Origin of the sequence: Candidatus Thiodictyon syntrophicum, assembly GCF_002813775.1 — a bacterium.
Lineage (GTDB): Bacteria > Pseudomonadota > Gammaproteobacteria > Chromatiales > Chromatiaceae > Thiodictyon > Thiodictyon syntrophicum.
Genome location: NZ_CP020370.1, coordinates 3788152 through 3807632, shown reverse-complemented (window position 1 = coordinate 3807632; position 19481 = coordinate 3788152). Strand labels below are relative to the sequence as shown.

Below are 19481 nucleotides of genomic sequence, written 5' to 3'. Positions count from 1 at the left end.
ATTGGTGGAGCAGAGGGGGATCGAACCCCTGACCTCCGCATTGCGAACGCGGCGCTCTCCCAGCTGAGCTACTGCCCCGGAACGATGCCCGGATGGGACCCCGGTTGAGCGGGGGTCCTGCCGACGCGGTGTTGAGCCCCGTCAGCGGAACGCGAATTTTGCACTATTTACCGGGTTCCAGGCAAGCCCCACAGTGGGTTTCAGCCCGCGGTGCGGTGCAGCATGAGTTCCAGCACCGCCTTGCTGCCGAAGTAGGCGAGGATCAGGATCACAAAACCGCTCAGGGTCCAGATGATGGCGGTCCGGCCGCGCCAGCCGTAGCGGAAGCGCCCGAGCAGGAGACCGCCGAAGACCAACCAGGCGAGCACCGACAGCACGGTCTTGTGCACCAGGTGCTGGGCGAACATGTCCTCGAAGAAGGCGAATCCGGAGGCCAGGGCCAGGGTCAGCAGCACGAAGCCGGCCGCGATCATCTCGAACAGGAGGCTCTCCATGGTCTGGAGCGGCGGCAGACCCCGGACGAACCCGCCCGGCTGGCGGCTGCGCAGGTGGTGGTCCTGGATCGCCAGCAGCACGGCCTGGACCGCGCCCAGGGTGAGCAGGCTGTAGGCGAGCATGGACAGCAGGACATGGACCTTGAGCGGCCAGCCGGCCGCCGGGCTCATGAAGGCGATCTCACCGAAGCGCGCCTCCAGCCCCACGGTGAGGGCGGCCACCGGGAGCAGGATCAGGCCCAGGTTCTCCACCGGCTTGGTCAGGCTGGAGACTAGCAGCAGGGTGATCACGGTCCAGGAGGTCAGCGCCAGGGCGTTGAAAAAGGCCAGGTTCAGGCCGGTGTGGCTGAAAATGCTGTCCCACAGGAGCCAGGTGTGCAGGATCAGCCCGGCAAAACCGAGCGAGAGCCCCAGATCCCGGTTCGGCGCCCAGGACTCCCCCCGGCGGAACAGGCGCAACCCGATCGCGCCGGTGGCGGACAGGTAGAAGAGGATGGCGGCGACGGCGAGCAGGGTGTGTTTCATAGTCAGGCATAATCTCATAAACGGCCGATCGGGAAAACGCCGCGGCGGCGTTATACTCACGGATTCGGTGCCGGGCCGGGCCGCCGGCCGGGCCGCGGGTGGCGGTCGCCGCAGGGCGGGTGCGGCCCGCGTGCCGGGCGGCGATCACCGGGGCGATCATCAGGGGGCAAGTATGTTTGAGAATCTCCAGGAGCGTTTCGGGCGCGTCCTCAAAGACCTGCGTGGTCAGGGACGCCTGACCGAGGACAACATCAAGGACACGATGCGCGAGGTGCGCATGGCGCTGCTGGAGGCGGACGTGGCCCTGCCGGTGGTGCGGGCCTTCGTCGACCAGGTGCGCGAGAAGGCCCTGGGCGAGGAGGTGATGAAGAGCCTCACACCCGGCCAGGTGCTGATCAAGATCGTCAACGACGAACTGGTGGCCCTGATGGGGGCGGCCAATGAGCGCCTGGACCTCTCGGCCCAACCCCCCGCGGTGGTGTTGATGGCGGGGCTCCAGGGCTCGGGCAAGACCACCAGCGTGGCGAAGCTCGCCCGTTGGCTCCAGGAGAAGCAGAAGAAGACGGTGCTGGTGGTGAGCTGCGACGTCTACCGTCCGGCTGCCATCGAGCAGTTGCGCACCGTGGCGGCGGAGGTGGGCGCCGGGTTCATCCCGAGCAGCAGCGACCAGAACCCGGTCGACATCGCCCGCAACGCGCTCGACACCGCGCGCAAGCAGTTCAAGGACGTGCTGATCGTGGATACCGCCGGCCGACTGCACGTGGACGCGGCCATGATGGATGAGATCAAGGCCATCCACGCCGCCATCCGCCCGGTCGAGACCCTGTTCGTGGTCGACGCCATGACCGGCCAGGACGCGGCCAACACCGCCCGCGCCTTCGACGAGGCCCTGCCGCTGACCGGCATCATCCTCACCAAGACCGACGGCGACGCCCGCGGCGGGGCCGCCCTGTCGATCCGTCAGATCACCGGCAAGCCGATCAAATTCTTGGGTACCGGTGAGAAGGTCACGGCCCTGGAGCCCTTCCACCCGGAGCGGGTCGCCTCGCGCATCCTGGGGATGGGCGACGTGCTCTCCCTGGTGGAGGAGGTCCAGTCCAAGGTCGACCGCGAGCAGGCCGAGCGCCTGGTCAAGAAGCTCAAGAAGGGCAAGGACTTCGATCTGGCGGACTTCCGGGAGCAGTTGGTCCAGATGACCAAGATGGGCGGCATGGCGAGCCTGATGGACAAGCTCCCGGGCATGAGCCAGGTGCCCGAGCACATGAAGAGTCAGGTCAACGACAAGGAGATGGGCAAGCTGGCCGCGATCATCGACTCCATGACGCGCCAGGAGCGGCAGTTCCCCGCCATCATCAAGGGGTCGCGCCGACGGCGCATCGCCTTGGGCTCGGGGACCCAGGTGCAGGACGTGAACAAGCTGCTCAAACAATTCACCCAGATGCAGAAGGTCATGAAAAAAATGAAGGGCGGCGGCATGGCGAAGATGATGCGGGCCCTGGGCTCGCGGATGCCCGGGGGCTTCCCCGGCGGCTTCCCGGGTGGTGGTATGCCCCCGGGTGGGTTCGGACTCTAGGGCGCCGATCATGCACTATCGCGTCTACTACCTCTTCTCCCGCTTCGGTGAGTCCATCTCCTCGGCCAGTGCCGTGGAGATGAGCGCGCGCACGATCTGCGAACAGTTGCTGCCGCGCCTCCAGTCGGAGGACGACTTCCTCGGGATCATGGACCCGGCGGAGCACACGCTCCAGATCCTGTGCGAACGCGAGGCCGACCGCTACTGGGTCGAACTGCCGGTGGAGGCGGCCAAGGCCTCCTACGGGACCTACATGAACCTGGAGCAACTGCGCGCCTTCGTCGCCAAGATGCCCGCGCTGTTCGATTCGCAACTGATCCCGGGGATGGTCTACCGCCCCTGGTAAAAAAAGGAGCCGGGGCGTCCCGCCCCGAGTTCTTTGGTTACCGGGGCGGGACGCCCCTGCTCCTTTAACGGCGGCGGTAAGCGATAACCAGAAACAGGCCGCCGAACGCGATCATGGGGATGGAGAGGATCTGCCCCATCGTGAGCCACCCAAAGGCGAGATAGCCCAACTGGGCGTCCGGGGTGCGGACAAACTCGATCAGGAACCGAAAACACCCATACAACAGCAGGAAGAGCCCGGATACCGCCATCATCGGCCGCGGGCGGCTGGAGTAGGTCCACAGGATCAGGAACAGGACCAAGCCCTCCAGCCCCGCCTCGTAGAGCTGGGACGGGTGCACCGCCGGGCTCAGGAGTGCGTCCGGGCCCTGGTCCGCGCACTGACCCGGGAACACGGCACAGGGCAGTTGCACCCCCCAGGGCAGGTCCGTGCGGTGCCCCCAGAGCTCCCCGTTGATGAAGTTGCCGATGCGCCCGAACAGCAGCCCCGTGGGAACCAGCGGGACTATGAAGTCGGCCACCTGGAAGAAGTGCAGCCCCTGCCGGCGCGCGAACAGGGCCATCGCCGCGATGACCCCGATCAGGCCCCCGTGGAAGGACATGCCCCCCTCCCAGACCTTGAACAGGTTCAGCGGATTGGCCAGGATCTGGTCGAACCCGTAGAAGAGCATGTAGCCCAGCCGGCCGCCGGCGATGACGCCGATGATGCAGTAAAAGATCAGGTCGTCCACCATGTCGGCCGTCCAGCCCGAGCCCGGGCGCGCGGCGCGCCAGCGCCCCAGTCCCCAGGAGCAGGCGAAACCGGCGAGATACATGAGCCCGTACCAGTGGACCCGCAGTGGTCCGATGGCAACGGCGATGGGGTCGAGGTCGGGATAGGTCAGCATAGGGGCAAATGGTAGCACGGACGCCCGCGCCTGCCGCGATGCGTACCCTGCAGCGACAGCGACCGGACGTTCCTACGGACCGGGCGTCGTTGTCGTTGTCGTAATCGAATAATCCGACCACGATTACGACAACGACAACGACAACGACCCACTCCCACCGCGCCGCCGCGCGCGGCTATCATCAGATCCCTTTGCCGGCCGCGGCACCGTCGCGCACGGCGCTCCCCCCGGTCCTCCCCCGACACCTTAGCCCAGCCACCACCGGAGCCATTCCATGCGCCGCCCCGCCGCCTACGCCGCCCTCGTCCTGGCATTGAACCTGCTGACCCCGGCCGGGGCCGCCGACGCGCCCCCGCCGGAGGAGGCCCCCGCCGTTACCGCGGCGCGTGCGGCCTTGGAGCGGCGGGAACACCCCCGGGCCCTGGACCTGCTCCAGGGGCGACTCCGGGAAGAACCCGGGGACCAGGGGGCGCGGCGCCTGCTGGTGCGCACCTACCTGGACCTGGGCCAAGGGCCCGCGGCGGAGCAGGCCCTCGAGCCCCTGCGCGGTCCCGGTGCCGCCGCGGGGGCCGCACCGGTGCTTGCGCCCGCGGACCTGGCGGACCTGGGGCAGGCCCTGCTCCTGCAAGGTCAGTTCCTGCGCCTGATCGGGTCCATCGATCCGGGGGCGGCAAAGGGGAAGGACACGCGACCGCGGGCCGAATTGAGCGCCCTGGTGGGCGAGGCGCACCTGAATCTGGGCGAGCTCAAGGCCGCCCGGGTGCGGCTCGCCGAGGCCCGGACCCTGGACCCGGAGAACACCCGCGCCCTCTATGGCCTCGCGCGGCTCGCCCTGACGGACAAGGACCGGGCGGGGGCCGCGGCCCTGGTGGAGCAAGCCCTGGCGGCGACCCCCACGGACCCCAAGGGCCTCGAATTGAAAGGGGATCTCGCCTTTCTCGCCGGGGAGCGCGAGACCGCCGAAGAGGCGTTCGGTCAGGCGATCACGCACCGGCCCAACCCCGGGACCCTGTACTACAAGCGCGCCATGGTGCGCATCGATCTGAACGCGTTCCCGGGAGCCGCCGCCGATCTGCGCGAGGCGCGCGCGCAAGTCCCCGATTTCCTGGGGCTGGACCTGGCGGAGGGGATGCTCGCCCTGCGCCGCGGTGACCCGCAGGCGGCCGTTCCCCACCTGGAGGCATTCCTGAAATCCGCCCCCAGCAATCCGCAGGGGATCTATCTCGCGAGCCTGGCCCTGGCCCAGACCGGGCGCCACGCGGAGGCCCTGCGCCACCTGAGACCCCTGCTGGAAGCCAAGGAGACGACCGCCGAGGTCGCCATACTCCAGGCCGAGATCCTGCTCGCGCAGGGCCGGGCGCGGGAGGCGGAGGAGGCCCTGCTGCCGTTCACCGCGACGGCGCACCCGCCCGCGCTGGACCAGCTCATCTACCGCGCACTGGTCGCCCAGGGCCGCCAGGCGGAGGCCGGGGAGGTGCTGGCGCAACTGGCGCAGCAGACGCCGGAGCAGCCCGCCGCCGCGCTGACCCTGGCCCGTGACCTGGCCGGCGGCGGGGACCGGGCCGGCGCGCGGGCGCAACTGGAACGGCTGCTGGCGGCCGCCCCCGGGAACCTGGAGGCGGGGCTGACCCTGGCGCAGTTGGATCTGCTGGAGGGCGCGGGCGCGGCGGCCCTGACCCGGGCCCAGGCCCTGGCGCAGGCCCAGCCGCGCGACGCCCGGGTCCAGACACTCCTGGCGAACGCACTGGCCGCCACCGGCGATCTCCCGGGGGCCCGCGCCGCCGCCGAGCGCGCCCTGGCCGATGACCCAAGTGCCGCCGGCGCGGCCCTGACCCTGGCCCGGCTCGCGCTGCAGGCCGGGGACCTCAAGGCCGCCCGCGCGCCCCTGGAGACCCTGCTGCGCGCCAACGCCACGGAGAGCACCGCCCTGGTCCTCCTGGCGGCCCTGGACGTCCAGGACGGCAAACCCGAGGCCGCCACCACGCGGCTGCGTCAGGGGCTGGCCGCCGCACCCCAAGACCTGCAACTGCGCCTGGCCCTGATCCGCCTGCTGGTCGAGCGCCAGGACCCCGCCGAGGCCCTGGCCGTCCTGGCCGCGGCGCCGGAGGATCAGGCGGCGGGCGCCCCGCTGCTGCGCGCCCGCGGACTCGTGGAACTGGCCGCCCAGCGGCCCGCAGCGGCCCTGGAGACCTTCGCACAACTGACGACACTGTTGCCGAAGTCCGCCGAGCCGCTCTATCTGATGGTCCTGGCCAGGGGCGTGCGGGGCGGACCCGATGCGCCGGACGCCATGGCCGAGGCCCTCTCCCAGGCCCTGTCCCTCGACCCGGCGCATCCCCTGAGCGCACAGGCCATCCGCGCCGCCTTTGCCGGCCAGCCGCACGACGCGGCGCGCACGTCGCTCGCCTCACGCCTTACCAAGGTCGCCCCCCAGGCGCCCGCGCTCGCCCTCGAACAGGCCCGGCTGGCCGCCGCGCGGGGGGATCGACAGGCGGTGCTGGAGTTTGCGCGGGCCGCGGCCGCGCAGGCGCCCGCCGACCCTGTCTATCGGCGCGCCCTGATCCAGGCCCTGTACGGTGCCGGCGAGGCGGCGGCGGCGCGCGCCTCGGCCGACGAATGGATCGCCGCCCACCCGCGTGATCTGGAGACCCGCGCCGTGCTGGCCCAGGTCGCGCTCGGCCAGGGCGATACCGCGGCCGCGATCGAGCAATACCGGACCATCCTCAAGGACCAGCCAAAAAACCCGCTGGCCCAGAACAACCTCGCCATGCTGCTGCTGCCCACGGACCCCAAGGCCGCCTTGCCCCTGGCCGAGGCGGCCTATGCCGCGTTCCCGGACCGGGCGGACGTGTCCGATACCCTGGGGGCCGTGCTGCTCGCCCTGAAGGAGCCGGCGCGCGCCTTGCCGATACTGGAGCGGGCGGCGGCCAGCGGCAGCACCGATCCGGGCCTCGCCTATCACCTGGCCGCGGCCCTGGCCGCCACCGGGGCCCGGGAGCGCGCCCAGGGCCTGCTCAAGGCATTGGCCGGGGAGGACTTCCCCGAGCGTGACGCCGCGGCGGCCCTGCTGACGCGGCTCCAGACCAGGCCCTGAGGGCGGCGGCCGGGGGCGTCGGCGATGCGCCCCCGGACCGGCCGAATCACCGACACCGGGTCACCGACACAGGGAGGCGCCCGCCCGACCGTCGGATAAATGGCTACATTTGTCAGTAATTTTTACACTTTCGCGTTTTCGGTGCTCCGCAGGACGGCCCGGGGACCGCGGCCGACCGGTCAGGAACCACTTAACTATCTGTGAAAAAAGGGTAGAACTCCTGATTGAATATATTTGGCATGAACTTTGCTTTTATCTTGGTGGCGCTGCCGTCACGGAGCGAGACTGCAAAGTTCCGCCACCGGGGACTGCCGCATCGCGTCCCCTCGTGGCCCCGGCGCCCGCTCGTTACGGCGCCCCGCACGGAGCGGATCAGCAGCGGTACCCGCCCCGGCGGGAACGACCACAGGTTCCAGACGTAAAGTTAACCCCGACAGTCACACACGCACGCGGAGATATTGATGCTGACCCCCTACCTGTCCACCCCGGCCCGCGCCGCGCTCGCCGCGCTCGCACTCGCCACCGTCTCGACCGGTGCCTACGCCTTCCCCAGCCCCGTCCCCGACCCGTTCCTGGGTCAGATCGTCGACCTGCAGGCCACTCCGCCCGGTACCTGGTTGGCACTGCCCGGCCTCGGTTACACTCAAAGTTTCCAGATCAGCGGTTTCACCGGCCCCACTCCGACTGACGATGTCTACCGCTACAGCGCCTCTTTCCTGTCTTATCTGTCCGACACTAGCGGCGGACCTGTCGTGCGCACCGCAAACCTGACCGGCACCAACAACTTCGTTGTCCAGTTCACGGACCGTACCGACCCGTCCGCCGGGGGGACTTTCGACATGATTCTGCAGATGGCGAGCTTCTCAGGCACGGTCGATGGCATGTCGGTGGACGTCTCACTGGCCAATATCCCGACCGGGCGGGTCAGCATGACGGGGACCACCGGCAACTTCCAGATCAACTACATCACCCCCTTCAGCGTGACCGCCCAGTACAGCCTCAACGGGGGCGATCCCGAGCCAGTACCGGGGCTGCTGGCCGACGTGAACGGCCAGCCGGCCGCCGCCCCGGTCCCGGCCACCGCCGCGCTCGCGATCCCCGGCCTGCTGGCCATGGCGGGGTTGCGGCGTCGGCGCGCGGCGGTCGCGGCCTGAGGTCCGGGGGTCATGACGGGGGCGTCGCGACTCCGGGGGTAGCGGGCGGCGCGCCGAGCGGCCGGGCCTCGTCGGCCCAACGCTCGGCGCCGGCCCTCTGGGGCGCGCACCCCTGACCGGGGTCGGCCGTCCTGAGGTCAGCGAGCCCGAGCACCGCCGCGCTCCAAGGTCGCAGGTTACCGCGGCGCCGCATCGCGGACGGAGGCCACTCCCGCAAGGACTATTCATGTATCGAAGCGTTGAGAACGTACCGTATCGCTGCCGGTTTTCTTCGCTTGATACAGCAATTCTTCCGCGGCCCTGAGCATGGCGGGAAAAGGGCGATCCGCTTCGGAGAACCACGCCTGACCAAGGCTTGCGGTAACGGGTGGAAACCGGGCGAGCCGCGTCCTGAGTACGGCGGCGACCTGGAATGCAGTCTGCAATGCGACATCCCAGCCGACGGCGGGCAGCAGGATCGCGAATTCATCACGGCCAAGTCGTGCGACGCAGTCGATCGAACGCAAATGACTCAGCAACACCTTGGCGGTTTCCTGCAGGGCGAGGTCGCCGGTGCCGTGTCCCTGGGTGTCGTTGAGCTGTTTGAAGTGGTCCAGATCGAGAAAAATGACGGCCATGGAATGCCGGTGGCGCCGCGACCGTTGCGCCTCGCGCTCGCAGAACCAGGCAATCGTGAGCACCGGCAGCAGCGCGGCTGAGGCCAAGGCGAAATTCGCTTCCGTGACGGTCTGGATGACTCCCAAGACCGTCAGCGCCATGATGCAGACGCACCACAGACTCCAGCGCTGCCAGCCGGTTCCGCACTCGTGGTGCAATAGGTCGTGAAATGTCATTGTTCGTTGAATAGTGAAGATATGGTGGAGACTGCCATCCCGTGACCGTTGTGACATAGCCTGCCGACATTTCCATAGAAACGCGGCCGTTAAGGAACGGCTCACTGACTACGTTAAACAGGTCCATTGGAGAATGCCGTCAGCGTCATTGCCTTGTCGTTGTCGTTGTCGAGGCTATCGTGGCGCCCCGGATTTTCTCGCACTTCAAATCGCATCGCTTCTCCGATTACGACAACGACAACGACAACGATTGTGTTTGTGTCTAGCTTGTTCTTGACTCGTTATTAGCCATTGATCAACAGATGCACCCAGATACTGGCGAAATATCCGAGCGCAATCGCCGGGGTCCACTTCAGGTGCCCGAAAAAGGTGTAGATGCCGCGCGCCTGACCCATCAGGCCGACGCCGGCCGCGGAACCGATGGACAGGAGTGAGCCGCCGACCCCCGCGGTCAGGGTCACCAGCAGCCACTGGGTCTGATCCATCTGCGGGTTCATGGAGAGCACCGCGAACATCACCGGGATGTTGTCCACCACGGCCGAGACCAGCCCGACCCCGATATTGGCCGCGGTTGGCCCCCATTGCAGATACATGACCTCCGAGGCCAGTGACAGATAGCCGACATAGCCCAATCCGGCCACACACATCACCACACCATAGAAGAACAGCAGGGTATCCCACTCGGCGCGCGCCACCGGATTGAAGACATCGAAGGGCGTCATGTCGCCGACTACGGTGGCGCGGTCGCCATTGCGATGTTGCCAACGGCCATGGGTCATACGCAGGTAGTAACCGAAAAACTGGAGATAACCCAGGCCGGTCAGCATGCCGATGACGGGCGGCAGGTGCAGAAACTGATGGAAGCCCACGGCGGTGGCGATGGTGAGCAGGAACAGGGCGAGGATGCGGCGGGCGCCGCGCTTCATCGGTACCGCGACGGACTCGGCCGCGGGCTTGAGATCGGGCACCGCAAAGTGCATCAGGGCCGCGGGAATGAGCCAGTTCACCAAGGCCGGCACGAACAGGACGAAGAACCCGAAGAAGTCGATGATCCCCTTCTGCCAGACCATCAGGGTGGTGATGTCGCCGAAGGGGCTGAAGGCGCCGCCGGCATTGGCCGCCACCACGATATTGATACAGGCCAAGATGACGAAGGCGCGGTTCCCGGCGCCCACCGCCATTACCACGGCGCACATCAGGAGCGCGGTCGTGAGATTGTCGGCGATCGGGGAGATGATGAAGGCCAAGGCCCCGGTCATCCAGAACAGGGCGCGAAAGCCTACGCCCAAGCGGATCAGCCAGGCGCGCAGGGCCTCGAAGACCTGCCGCTCAGCCAGGGCGTTGATATAGGTCATCGCCACCAGCAGGAACAGGATCAGGCCGGCGACGTCCAGCAAGGCGTGGCGCACCGCCTGCTCCGCCGCCAGGGGCGCCCCCTGTTGGGCTGAGACATAGGCGAGCATGGCCCAGATCAGACCGGCGGCGAGCACCACCGGCTTGGACTTGCGCAGGTGCAGGAACTCCTCCGCCATCACCGCCACATAGGCCAGGATAAAGATCAGGAGTGCCGCCAGTCCGACCGGGTGGGCGGTGAGATCGAGGGCCGGTGCGGCGTCGCCGGCCAGTGCCGTCGCGGGTGACAGTGACAGCAGGGCGAATGCGCCGAGCCAGGCGCTTGGCACCTTGGGCATATGCGGATACTCCGGGACGGATGGCGGGGCGGAAGGGACGCGGCACCATAACCGAACGGCGGTCGCAGACCAAGCCCGACGCCGCGCATGATAGCGAGGCGCCGAGGCGCCTCGTGACCCGCACCGGTCAGAGTTTGATGACGACGACGTTCACGCCGTCTTCCTGACCCAGATCGAAGGTGTTGTGGCTGAGTTTGGCGACCGTGCCGATCGTCTCGGCAACAAAGGCGGGATCGGCCCCGGCGTTGATGACCAGACCATTGCCCGACCCGTCGTCGACCACGAGCGTCGCCGCATCCGGCCTGGTCACCGAGATGCCCGCCGCCGGCGAAAGGATGGTGAGATCCGCGTTCAGGAAGCGTACCGACAGCGACGAGGCATCGCGATTGGCCTCGACGAACGCATCCGCCGCGTCGAGCGCTCCGGTCTTGACCTTCTCGATCAGACCCAGGGCCGCCGTTTGCGCCTTGCCGGCGATCTCCCGTGCGTTTTCGCTGGTGGCGGCCTCTTTGACAGCCGCAACCGCTTTGTCGAGTTGTTCTTTCCAGTTCATCGTCGTTTCCTCTCGGTGGATGGTCTGCCGACCAGATAAGGGGTCCAGACAAGGGGCCAGGCTCGAATAGCACTGACTTAAGCCGCAAGCATCGCAGAAACAATCGGTTGCGATGCGGCGAAAAGAGCGAAAAGCCGTTGCGGACCAGGCCGGAGCGAGCAAACATCCCGGAAAATGCCGCTTCCACTCAAGCGACCGCGCTGCTGGACTACCGACCCTGGGTCCTGGATACCGCAGCTCTCGGGGATGAAGAGACCGCATCGCTTCCTGGTATCTTGGGGAGTTGAGTATACTGTCCCCGGAATTCACCGTCCCCGGAATTCACCACTTTAACCAGCGGGTCTCCGTTGCGAGATGTGGATGGAGAGCATGACGCAACGCTTTGACCATCGATGAAGAACCCCGAAACCACAATGGCGATAAAGCAAAGGACCGTAGCTGCCAGGAAGCTCAGGGAGCGGCTGATAGCCGAGCGTGGCTTCGGGGACAGGGCAAGCACCGCGCCCAGCATGCAGGAGGCCACAATTCCAAATGCGAAGGCCTGCGATTCCATCTCCAGGGCCAATACCGGGTCGCCCCAGTGCCCCCCTTTAATGTCCCCTGCACAACTTGAGGCATGGAGCATGTAGGCCCAAGCAGCGGTTGCCAAGGCGAACAGGCCGAGGGCGAGCAGTCGGGCGATTCTTCGCCAAGAGTGTTTCATGCCTATGAACCGCAGCCTACGCCGCCGCCGCGCGGACGATCAGTTCCAGGCGCACCTCGTCATACGGCAGGCTCAACTTGCCCGTGTTGGTCTTGTCGATCAGCCCGCAGTTGACCAGCGCCTGGGCGTCCGTGTGCACGCCCTTCACGTCGCGGCCGACGCGCCGCGCCAGTTCGCGCACGCCTAGCGGCCCGGCACCGGTCAAGGCCTTGAGGATAGCCCAGCGGTTCGCGTTCAGAGTCGCCAGCAGTTGTGCTTCGTTGGGGAAGGAGAAGGAGCAGCCCTGCGGCACGCCGCGGAACGCGGCCTTCATGCTCGCCTTCACGGTGTTAACGTCAGCAACATCAATGGTCAGCGTGGTCATGGCGGTCTCCTCAGAAGCGGTCAACGTCGGCCCAGAAGTCATCCTGAATTAAAGCCTGACCACCCTGTGCCGTTTTCCGCGGGCTGAGTTTCAAAATCACAAATCTCGTCACGTAAAGCGACCCACTTTCGCTCTATTTGGGCGAGCGCGTCTCTGTCATTTTGGTTCAGCTTATCGCGAAGCTTTTTGTATAAGGCATTAAGCTCAAGATCGGCTTTTTCATTGGCCTTTTCAGCGCAATAGTTGACCTCTGTTGTGGCCTTTTGAGACTTGCAGTTAATAGGCGGAGTGTCCTCGGACATGGCTTGAGGTGCGAGAAACAATTGGACACAAAGTGTTGCGGTAAAGATCAGGGATGATGACTGCACAGGTACCTCGGTTGTTGCGCTCTAACGAAAAAGCGTTTATCCGGCGTGCGCGCGGCACTGAGCCCGAGTTGGTGCGCGACGCCACGCGCGCGACGGAGAAACTAGAGAAGACGCCGGTCTGAAAGGCCCGAGCCATGGCCTCGCCCCGGTCGGGGTAGCGGTGCATGAAGTCTGCCAGGGGCTTGGCCAGCGGCCGACGCTGGGCGCGTGGCACTTCGCGCAGGCGCTCCGGCGTCGCAGCACCACAGTGTTGTTCCACAAACCGCTCGCTGCGAAGAAAGACCTGATGACGCAGGCCGTCCCAGACGCCGGGCTGCCCGATTCCCTGGCCAACGAAAGCAGCGTAACCGGCCTGGGCTTGAACACGCTTTTCGCCAAACTGCCCGAGCACCCAGTCGATCTCCAGCCACACCGGCGCGGGTTCCGCGCCAACCATCGCCCGATAGCTGCTCCACGGCCAGTCGCCCGCCTGGGCAACCATCGCGGCGCGCACGGGGTTGAGCACCACATAGCGCGCCAGTTCCACGAGGTAGGCGTCGCGTTCGACCAGAATGGCCTTGAAGCGCCCCTGAAAAAGGTGTCCCACCAGCCCGTGGCGGTGATTGCTCGCCTGCGTGTAGACGCCGTTGAGTTGTCGCATCACTTTGGAGAGATTCGTCTCGGGAGTCTCCACGACGATGTGATAGTGGTTGGTCATTTGGCACCAGGCGTGGCAGCGCCAGTTGAACCGACTGCACACCTCGCCCAGCACCCCGAGCCAATCGGTGTGCTCCTGATCGTCGCTATAAATTGCCTCCCGCCGGTCACCGCGTGAGGTGACGTGGTAGAGTCCAGCGGCAAGCTCGATGCGCAGAGGTCTGGACATGGTCCCAGGCATAGCTCAGAACTGCTTGATTGCAAGACCTGATGATCATCTAGCCGACCCCGCCCGTTGGCCTACAGTTTAGGTAGGGATCAACCCGAACTGAAGACCGGACAGGAGGAGTCGACCATGAAACTTTACGGCGGAATCGACCTGCACTCAAACAACAACGTCGTGGCCCTGTTGGACGAAGAAGACCGGGTGGTGCTGCGCGCCCGCCTGGCCAACGAGGCGGCGGGCGTTTTGGCGGCCCTGGCGCCCTACCGTGAGGCCATCGTAGGCCTGGTGGTGGAGTCCACCTACAACTGGTACTGGCTTGTCGATGCCCTGATGGAAGCCGGCTACCGGGTCCACCTGGCCAACACGGCCGCCATCGTGCAGTACAGTGGGCTCAAGTACAGCGACGACGATTCGGACGCCCGCTGGCTGGCGAAGTTGCTGCGCCTGGGACTGTTGCCCGAGGGCTACATCTATCCCAAGGAAGATCGCGCGGTCCGCGACCTGCTGCGGCGACGCATGCGCCTGGTGCAACAGCATACGGCGAACCTGCTGGCGGTGCAGAACCTGTTTGCGCGCAATCGTGGCAAATCACTGAGCGCCAATGAGGTCAGGCGCCTCACGCCGGAGGCGGTGAGTGGCTTGCTGCCTGACCCCAACCAAGCCCTGGCGGTGCAGAGCAACCTGCTGGTGATGCGGGCTCAAGACGTGGCCATCGATCTGCTGGAGCGCGAGGCGCTGGCGCAGGTCAAACTGCGTCCAGCCTACCGGCACCTGCTCACTGTCAACGGGATCGGCACCGTGCTGGGGTTGACCATCATGCTGGAAACCGGGCCGGTGGCGCGCTTCAGCCAAGTTGGCCACTACGCTTCCTACTGCCGCTGCGTCGGCAGCGAACACCTGTCCAACGGCAAGCGCAAGGGTCACGGCAATACCAAGAGCGGCAACAAGTACCTCGCATGGGCCTATCTGGAAGCGGCCAACTTCGCGGTGCGCTACAACGCCACGGTCAAGCGCTACTACCAGCGCAAGCGGGCCAAGACCAACGGCGTCGTCGCGATCAAGACGGTCGCGCACAAGCTGGCGCGAGCCTGCTATTACATCCTGCGCGACGGCACCGACTTCGCGGTCAGTCGCGCCTTTGGCTAAACTTATGCGTAGGGAGTCGTCGGCGATCCAGGACACGGGGTTGGCCATAAGCCGCCAGATCTGATTGGACACCGACGCCTCCCCGCCAACGCCACGGAGGACTGCCTGTGACCGAAACGCCCCTGCCCGCGAGCCACGAAGAGGTTGGACGGCGCCTGTCGGGTGCCGAGCCACAGTTCTGTGAACCCGCGGTTGGGCCGGGGTGGGGGCGGGCCGGATGCGCCGGACTTTTTGGGGTCCGCGCACCCGGCCCGCCCCCACCCCGGCCTGCGCGGCCCACTTGGACCCGGGGAGGGCACCGACGATTTTCTGGGGTTCGTAAGAACCAGGGGCCGGGTGTCTACTCCCCAGAGGAGCAGCCCCATCGCCTTGATCCAGAAGGGTGACTGGTGCGGATCGGAGTTTATCCGTCACTTGCGCAATGAGAACTGACGGCGCGTTTGCGGTGACAATGCGGCGCTTCGCGGTATGATCAAAAACGTGTCCGGGCACGAGGAGTTGGGTCGTGCCCGCACCGGGGTCAGCTAAATGGTGACCCCATCCGTTCTTTACCCCACTTTACCACTGTGTTACCCGTTTTCGCCGACTATTCTCTCCAGTACGGCTCGGGCTGAAGCGACCGGGCGCAGACCACGGTGCCTTCGACGGTACCCAGAATGTGCGGACCCAGGGGCCGAACCATCCAGGCCTCCTCCGGCGTGATCGTGTACGGGGCACGGAGCCCGTGCGGGATAGCGGGTTGAAACCCGCAACGGGTGTAGTAACCCGGGTCGCCGAGCACGAACAAGAGCCTGGTTCTTCTCCGGCGTAGCTCCCGGCACCCGTACTCGATGAGATTGCGCCCGACACCTGCGTTCCGGCGCCCTGGCAGTACCGCCAACGGAGCCAGGATAGCGCACTCAACGGGGACCTTGGTGCCGACCAGGCCCAGTGCCGTGAACAGCGCATGACCTATAACGGCACCGTCTTCTTCGGCGACGCAAGAGAGCACCGGCAGCGCGGTCTCGTCTTGCAGGAGCTTGGCGACGAGAAGGGACTCGTCTTGGCGGCTGAAGGCGAGCGCATGCACCTGGAGCACCCGCTCAAGTTCTTCCGGTTTGGCTTCGCGATACCGCATGACAGGGAGTAGGGTGTTCAATCTGACCTAAAAAGGCGCCGAAAAGTCGATGCAAGAAGCGTGTTGCCTGGAAGGCCCGGCGGTCGGTTCTGTGCTTGGGGGAGTACGATGACGCGTGCGCCACTTTCTCATGCCAAGCCGTTGACAAACGACGAACGCTTGATCAGTCTACTGGCGCGGTGATCTGACCGCCTTGCCGGAGCACGCACGACGTGATGAATGCATTCAAGAGCCCAGCGAGCCGTCTGGCCAACCTGTTCCAGCGATCACGTGATGCCTGGAAGGCGAAAGCGTTGGAGCGGCAGCAGCGCCTGCGGGCCGCGGAGGTCAAGATTCGGGATCTGGAGCACAGCCGCGCGCAGTGGAAGGCGCGTGCGCTAAAGGCGGAGCGTGCGCGAACGGGAGCCGAAGAGGCCGCGGCGCCGGCGGATGACGAACCAGCGGATGAGCCACCACACCTTGCGCTGTCCCCGCCGGTCGGCCATCACTATTCGGTCATGGTCATGCAGTTAACCATGCGGCTGTATCTGCACGCGGGGCTCGGCAGCCGCGGGGTGGCGCGGGTATTGAATCTGTTCGGCGCGTCACTCCCGGTGGCGGCGCCAGCCCACACCACCGTGCTCAACTGGGTCTATCGCTGCGGTCTCGCGATTCTCAATCGCCAACCGCAATGGCGCACGGATTGGATCTACGTCGCCGACCATACGATCGCCTTGGGGGCGTCCAAGTGCCTCGTCATCCTGGGTATTCCGGTGAGTGCACTGGCCCAGAGCGGTTACAGCCCGTGTCACGGCGCCATGCAGGTGCTGGCCGTGGAGATCACAACACACAGCACGGGAGCGTGGGTCGCACAAGTGCTCAGGCGCGTTGCGCAACGCACCGGTCCACCAGTCCAGATCGTTGCCGACCACGGCAGCGACCTGCACAAGGGCATCGCCTTGTTTCAGGAGCACGCCACTGCCTGCGTCTATACTTATGATATATCGCATCTTATTGCGACGCGGCTCAAGGCCGAGATGGGCCGAGATGCGCGCTGGGAGTCCTTGCTGGCGCACTGTCGCCGCGCGTGGTCGTCCTTGCAGCAGACCGATCTCGCCTTCTTGCTGCCGCCTCGGCAGCGCATCAAGGCGCGTTTTATGAATCTGGATGTCCATGTGCGGTGGGCACAACGCGTCCTCGCCTACCATGATCGCGGCGACTTCAGCGCGATCCGCGCGCAATACGTCCTGAAGTGGCCGGCATGGGAGCACCTGTGCGCGCGGTTCGGCGCCGCCCGGGCGCACCCATTGCGGGCCATCGTCGGCATTCGCTATCCCGACCGGGCGGCTTTTTGCCAGGCACTGCAGACACACTCAGACCTCGAGAGTGATACGCTCGACGATGTGTTCTGGCAGCAAGCGGACGCCGGGTACAGTCGCTTCCTTGACGGCTTTGCCTGGCTACTGTCCTACCGGGATGACCTGGTGGATTACGCGCAAATGATGGCGCAATCCAAGCTGATTCAGTCGCATCTCAAATCCACGGGTCTTCAGCAGGGCTCCCAAGAATCACTCCAGGCCACGCTGCCACCGCCGTCAACGCTCACCCCACGGGCGGCGGCCTTTACCCAACAGATTCTCGCGAAGGTCGCATTGGAATCCGCCAAGATCCCGACTGATAGTGTCTGGCTGGCCTCCTCCGATATCATCGAATCGGTCTTCGGGAAATACAAATGCTTCACCACCAGGGGGCCGCTCAAGGAGATCGGTAAGCTGGTGCTTGCGATTCCTGCCTTCATCGCCGACCTGGCGACTCCGTTGATTCAGGAGGCGATGGAATCGGTGCGTACTATTGATGTCGAGCAGTGGGCGACAACGCACCTCGGTGCGTCGATGCTGGCCCGGCGTCGGCGTGCTCTCATTGATTTTGTGTCAAACACGAAAACTGCATGAATTTAATTTGCGATATAGGTGAAATATTGAACACCCTAGACAGGGAGTAACTTTGTGCCGCCTGACCAGATTTCGGCGGATGAATAATTTCATAGATCCTCTGGTGACCAGTAGAGAATCAAGAATACGGCTGACTGTCGCCAAACCCCGTATCACCGAGTCGCGCTGCCTGCAACACGAACTGGTGTTTGCGTGAAACCTCGCGCTTGCTTGATGAGCGCGTACAACCGAGGAACCGGATGCGGGAAAACTGCACGTCCGGGTCTCTGGCGGGGGCTCCGGGCAACCGGAGTCCCTACGCCGGAGGCGTTTCTTGAATTCATAATTGAGCGTGGCGCCTTTTCCCATGCCAAGAGACTGACATATTTAGTGCATTTAGTAAACTGTCACCGTAATCCTCCATCCCCGTGACCCCATCCCCGATTTTCTTTCCGTGCCTTTTCCGTGATCATTGTCTAAAATCAAGGGCGCTTTTCAAATCAATAAGCCGGTTCTTTGTTAGGCGCGTTAGACAATCTGAATTAAAGCCTGACCACCCTGTGCCGTTTTCCGCGGGCTGAGTTTCAAAATCACAAATCTCGTCACGTAAAGCGACCCACTTTCGCTCTGTTTGGGCGAGCGCGTCTTTGTCATTTTGGTTCAGCTTATCGCGAAGCCTTTTGTATAACGCATTAAGCTCAAGATCGGCTTTTTCATTGGCCTTTTCAGCGCAATAGTTGACCTCTGTTGTGGCCTTTGGAGACTTGCAGTTAATAGGTGGAGTGTCCTCGGACATGGCTTGAGGTGCGAGAAATAATTGGACACAAAGTGTTGCGGTAAAGATTAGGGATGATGACTGCACAGGTACCTCGGTTGTTGTGTTGGGTTGAGTGAGGATGGGATCAAGTCTAGTGAGGATGAGTGAGGATGGGGTCAAGTGAGGATGGGGTCAGGTCTTGACTTATGCCTCGCCGTGACGGCGGTGCAGAAATCGCAGGGTCAAGAAACGGCAGGATCAGGTCTTGACTTGTGCCACAGGGAGAACTCAAGACCTGACCCCATCCATTCATCCGTTCACTCCTCAGAAAGGCATAAGTCAAGACCTGACCCCATCCGCTTGACCCCATCCGCTTACATCCCCCGCGTCTACCATGCGATCGCCTTCCCGTGCCGGAAGAAGCCGCCGCTCGGGCCGTCGTCCGGCAGGGTCGCGGCCCAGATGATGCCCGCGGCGCCCTCGGCCAGGGTCAGGGGCGCGTCCGGCCCGCCCATCTGGGTGCGCACCCAGCCGGGGCAGACCGAGTTCACCTTGACCCCGGTGTCGCGCAGTTCGTCGGCGAAGATGCGGGTGACGGCGTTGAGCGCCACCTTGGAGAGCCGGTAGGCGGGACAGCCGCCGTTCATCTCGCTGAGCTGGCCCATGCCGGAGGAGACGTTGACCACGCGCCCCCGGCCCTGCATCAGCGGGATCAACAATTGGCATAGGCGAAGCGCAGCCAGGGTGTTGGTCTCCAGGGCCAGGCGGATGGTGTCGAGCTCGGCCTCGAAGATGCCGGCGGCGGGGCTGCCGGGGCCCGGGTCTGGGAAGATGCCGGCGTTGTTGACCAGCACGTCGATGCGTCCGAACCGCGCCGCCAGCTCATCGCGCAGGGCCAGCGCGGAGGCCGGCGCCGTCACATCCAGTGACACAAAAAGCACGTCGTGTCCGTCCGCCGCCAGTTCCGCGACCGCAGTCCGGCCCTCGGCCTCGCGCCGGGCAGTCAGGATCACCCGGTAGCCGCGCTCTGCGAGCTGGCGGGCGGTCTCCAGGCCGAGGCCGCGATAGGCGCCGGTGATGACGGCGGTCAGGGGAGGGGGCATGG

General features: G+C 65.3%; 17 protein-coding genes and 1 tRNA gene. 6 read left to right on the top strand and 12 right to left on the bottom strand.

Features of this window, described 5'->3' with window-relative positions:
* Positions 1 to 2 precede the first annotated feature (2 nt).
* Positions 3 to 78, bottom strand: a tRNA-Ala gene (locus THSYN_RS15930).
* Positions 79 to 200: 122 nt separating this feature from the next.
* Positions 201 to 1019 carry a cytochrome C assembly family protein gene (locus THSYN_RS15925; protein WP_100920007.1) on the bottom strand — a complete coding sequence of 273 codons (819 nt, stop codon included), beginning with the start codon at positions 1017 to 1019 and terminating at the stop codon, positions 201 to 203.
* 172 nt (positions 1020 to 1191) lie between these two features.
* Between THSYN_RS15925 and ffh the strand changes: the two genes are divergently transcribed.
* Both ffh and THSYN_RS15915 read left to right on the top strand, forming a co-directional pair.
* Complete coding sequence (gene ffh, locus THSYN_RS15920) at positions 1192 to 2592, top strand: signal recognition particle protein (RefSeq protein ID WP_100920006.1); 1401 nt, start codon at positions 1192 to 1194, stop codon at positions 2590 to 2592.
* A 10-nt stretch (positions 2593 to 2602) separates the two neighbouring features.
* A complete protein-coding gene (locus tag THSYN_RS15915; protein WP_100920005.1) occupies positions 2603 to 2938 on the top strand; it encodes a hypothetical protein in 336 nt (111 codons plus the stop codon).
* Between the two features lie 64 nt (positions 2939 to 3002).
* On the opposite strand, the gene lgt is transcribed toward THSYN_RS15915, so the two are convergent.
* Positions 3003 to 3824 (bottom strand): prolipoprotein diacylglyceryl transferase, encoded by an 822-nt coding sequence (gene lgt, locus THSYN_RS15910; protein WP_100920004.1) that lies wholly within the window; start codon positions 3822 to 3824, stop codon positions 3003 to 3005.
* Positions 3825 to 4098: 274 nt separating this feature from the next.
* Between lgt and prsT the strand changes: the two genes are divergently transcribed.
* Both prsT and THSYN_RS15900 read left to right on the top strand, forming a co-directional pair.
* Positions 4099 to 6918: an XrtA/PEP-CTERM system TPR-repeat protein PrsT gene (gene prsT, locus THSYN_RS15905; RefSeq protein WP_100920003.1), complete on the top strand. Its 2820-nt coding sequence runs from the start codon at positions 4099 to 4101 to the stop codon at positions 6916 to 6918.
* A 461-nt stretch (positions 6919 to 7379) separates the two neighbouring features.
* Positions 7380 to 8072, top strand: a complete 693-nt coding sequence (locus THSYN_RS15900) for a hypothetical protein (protein ID WP_100920002.1) — start codon at positions 7380 to 7382, stop codon at positions 8070 to 8072.
* A 224-nt stretch (positions 8073 to 8296) separates the two neighbouring features.
* Here THSYN_RS15900 and THSYN_RS15895 read toward each other — a convergent pair whose 3' ends face one another.
* From THSYN_RS15895 to THSYN_RS15865, 6 genes are all read right to left on the bottom strand, one after another.
* Complete coding sequence (locus THSYN_RS15895; protein ID WP_157817721.1) at positions 8297 to 8830, bottom strand: GGDEF domain-containing protein; 534 nt, start codon at positions 8828 to 8830, stop codon at positions 8297 to 8299.
* Positions 8831 to 9189: 359 nt separating this feature from the next.
* Entirely contained in the window at positions 9190 to 10596 is a 1407-nt protein-coding gene (nhaD, locus tag THSYN_RS15890; RefSeq protein ID WP_100920000.1) for a sodium:proton antiporter NhaD, read from the bottom strand.
* Between the two features lie 127 nt (positions 10597 to 10723).
* Entirely contained in the window at positions 10724 to 11149 is a 426-nt protein-coding gene (locus THSYN_RS15885) for a hypothetical protein (RefSeq protein WP_100919999.1), read from the bottom strand.
* 719 nt (positions 11150 to 11868) lie between these two features.
* Complete coding sequence (locus tag THSYN_RS15875) at positions 11869 to 12216, bottom strand: HVO_A0114 family putative DNA-binding protein (protein WP_100919997.1); 348 nt, start codon at positions 12214 to 12216, stop codon at positions 11869 to 11871.
* A 38-nt stretch (positions 12217 to 12254) separates the two neighbouring features.
* Positions 12255 to 12518 carry a lysozyme inhibitor LprI family protein gene (locus THSYN_RS15870; protein WP_100919996.1) on the bottom strand — a complete coding sequence of 88 codons (264 nt, stop codon included), beginning with the start codon at positions 12516 to 12518 and terminating at the stop codon, positions 12255 to 12257.
* A complete protein-coding gene (locus THSYN_RS15865; RefSeq protein ID WP_100922453.1) occupies positions 12493 to 13449 on the bottom strand; it encodes a transposase in 957 nt (318 codons plus the stop codon). The genes THSYN_RS15870 and THSYN_RS15865 overlap by 26 nt, the downstream gene beginning before the upstream one ends.
* Before the next feature lie 126 nt (positions 13450 to 13575).
* Here THSYN_RS15865 and THSYN_RS15860 point away from each other — a divergent pair, with 126 nt between their 5' ends.
* Positions 13576 to 14592: an IS110 family RNA-guided transposase gene (locus tag THSYN_RS15860; RefSeq protein WP_100919995.1), complete on the top strand. Its 1017-nt coding sequence runs from the start codon at positions 13576 to 13578 to the stop codon at positions 14590 to 14592.
* Between the two features lie 586 nt (positions 14593 to 15178).
* On the opposite strand, the gene THSYN_RS15855 is transcribed toward THSYN_RS15860, so the two are convergent.
* On the bottom strand, positions 15179 to 15709 hold the full coding sequence (locus tag THSYN_RS15855; protein WP_100919994.1) for a GNAT family N-acetyltransferase: 531 nt from the start codon (positions 15707 to 15709) through the stop codon (positions 15179 to 15181).
* Positions 15710 to 15924: 215 nt separating this feature from the next.
* On the opposite strand from THSYN_RS15855, the gene THSYN_RS15850 reads away from it, so the two are divergent.
* Positions 15925 to 17640, top strand: a complete 1716-nt coding sequence (locus THSYN_RS15850; RefSeq protein WP_100919993.1) for a hypothetical protein — start codon at positions 15925 to 15927, stop codon at positions 17638 to 17640.
* A 448-nt stretch (positions 17641 to 18088) separates the two neighbouring features.
* On the opposite strand, the gene THSYN_RS15845 is transcribed toward THSYN_RS15850, so the two are convergent.
* Both THSYN_RS15845 and THSYN_RS15840 read right to left on the bottom strand, forming a co-directional pair.
* Positions 18089 to 18415: a lysozyme inhibitor LprI family protein gene (locus THSYN_RS15845; RefSeq protein ID WP_100919992.1), complete on the bottom strand. Its 327-nt coding sequence runs from the start codon at positions 18413 to 18415 to the stop codon at positions 18089 to 18091.
* Between the two features lie 350 nt (positions 18416 to 18765).
* Positions 18766 to 19479: an SDR family oxidoreductase gene (locus tag THSYN_RS15840; RefSeq protein ID WP_100919991.1), complete on the bottom strand. Its 714-nt coding sequence runs from the start codon at positions 19477 to 19479 to the stop codon at positions 18766 to 18768.
* Positions 19480 to 19481 lie beyond the last annotated feature (2 nt).

What these genes read in the sequence shown, in the direction of transcription:
- THSYN_RS15925 (WP_100920007.1), bottom strand. Translation starts at nt 1,019, where the DNA reads ATGAAACACACCCTGCTCGCCGTCGCCGCCATCCTCTTCTACCTGTCC.
- ffh (WP_100920006.1), top strand. Translation starts at nt 1,192, where the DNA reads ATGTTTGAGAATCTCCAGGAGCGTTTCGGGCGCGTCCTCAAAGACCTG.
- THSYN_RS15915 (WP_100920005.1), top strand. Translation starts at nt 2,603, where the DNA reads ATGCACTATCGCGTCTACTACCTCTTCTCCCGCTTCGGTGAGTCCATC.
- lgt (WP_100920004.1), bottom strand. Translation starts at nt 3,824, where the DNA reads ATGCTGACCTATCCCGACCTCGACCCCATCGCCGTTGCCATCGGACCA.
- prsT (WP_100920003.1), top strand. Translation starts at nt 4,099, where the DNA reads ATGCGCCGCCCCGCCGCCTACGCCGCCCTCGTCCTGGCATTGAACCTG.
- THSYN_RS15900 (WP_100920002.1), top strand. Translation starts at nt 7,380, where the DNA reads ATGCTGACCCCCTACCTGTCCACCCCGGCCCGCGCCGCGCTCGCCGCG.
- THSYN_RS15895 (WP_157817721.1), bottom strand. Translation starts at nt 8,830, where the DNA reads ATGGCGCTGACGGTCTTGGGAGTCATCCAGACCGTCACGGAAGCGAAT.
- nhaD (WP_100920000.1), bottom strand. Translation starts at nt 10,596, where the DNA reads ATGCCCAAGGTGCCAAGCGCCTGGCTCGGCGCATTCGCCCTGCTGTCA.
- THSYN_RS15885 (WP_100919999.1), bottom strand. Translation starts at nt 11,149, where the DNA reads ATGAACTGGAAAGAACAACTCGACAAAGCGGTTGCGGCTGTCAAAGAG.
- THSYN_RS15875 (WP_100919997.1), bottom strand. Translation starts at nt 12,216, where the DNA reads ATGACCACGCTGACCATTGATGTTGCTGACGTTAACACCGTGAAGGCG.
- THSYN_RS15870 (WP_100919996.1), bottom strand. Translation starts at nt 12,518, where the DNA reads ATGTCCGAGGACACTCCGCCTATTAACTGCAAGTCTCAAAAGGCCACA.
- THSYN_RS15865 (WP_100922453.1), bottom strand. Translation starts at nt 13,449, where the DNA reads ATGTCCAGACCTCTGCGCATCGAGCTTGCCGCTGGACTCTACCACGTC.
- THSYN_RS15860 (WP_100919995.1), top strand. Translation starts at nt 13,576, where the DNA reads ATGAAACTTTACGGCGGAATCGACCTGCACTCAAACAACAACGTCGTG.
- THSYN_RS15855 (WP_100919994.1), bottom strand. Translation starts at nt 15,709, where the DNA reads ATGCGGTATCGCGAAGCCAAACCGGAAGAACTTGAGCGGGTGCTCCAG.
- THSYN_RS15850 (WP_100919993.1), top strand. Translation starts at nt 15,925, where the DNA reads ATGAATGCATTCAAGAGCCCAGCGAGCCGTCTGGCCAACCTGTTCCAG.
- THSYN_RS15845 (WP_100919992.1), bottom strand. Translation starts at nt 18,415, where the DNA reads ATGTCCGAGGACACTCCACCTATTAACTGCAAGTCTCCAAAGGCCACA.
- THSYN_RS15840 (WP_100919991.1), bottom strand. Translation starts at nt 19,479, where the DNA reads ATGCCCCCTCCCCTGACCGCCGTCATCACCGGCGCCTATCGCGGCCTC.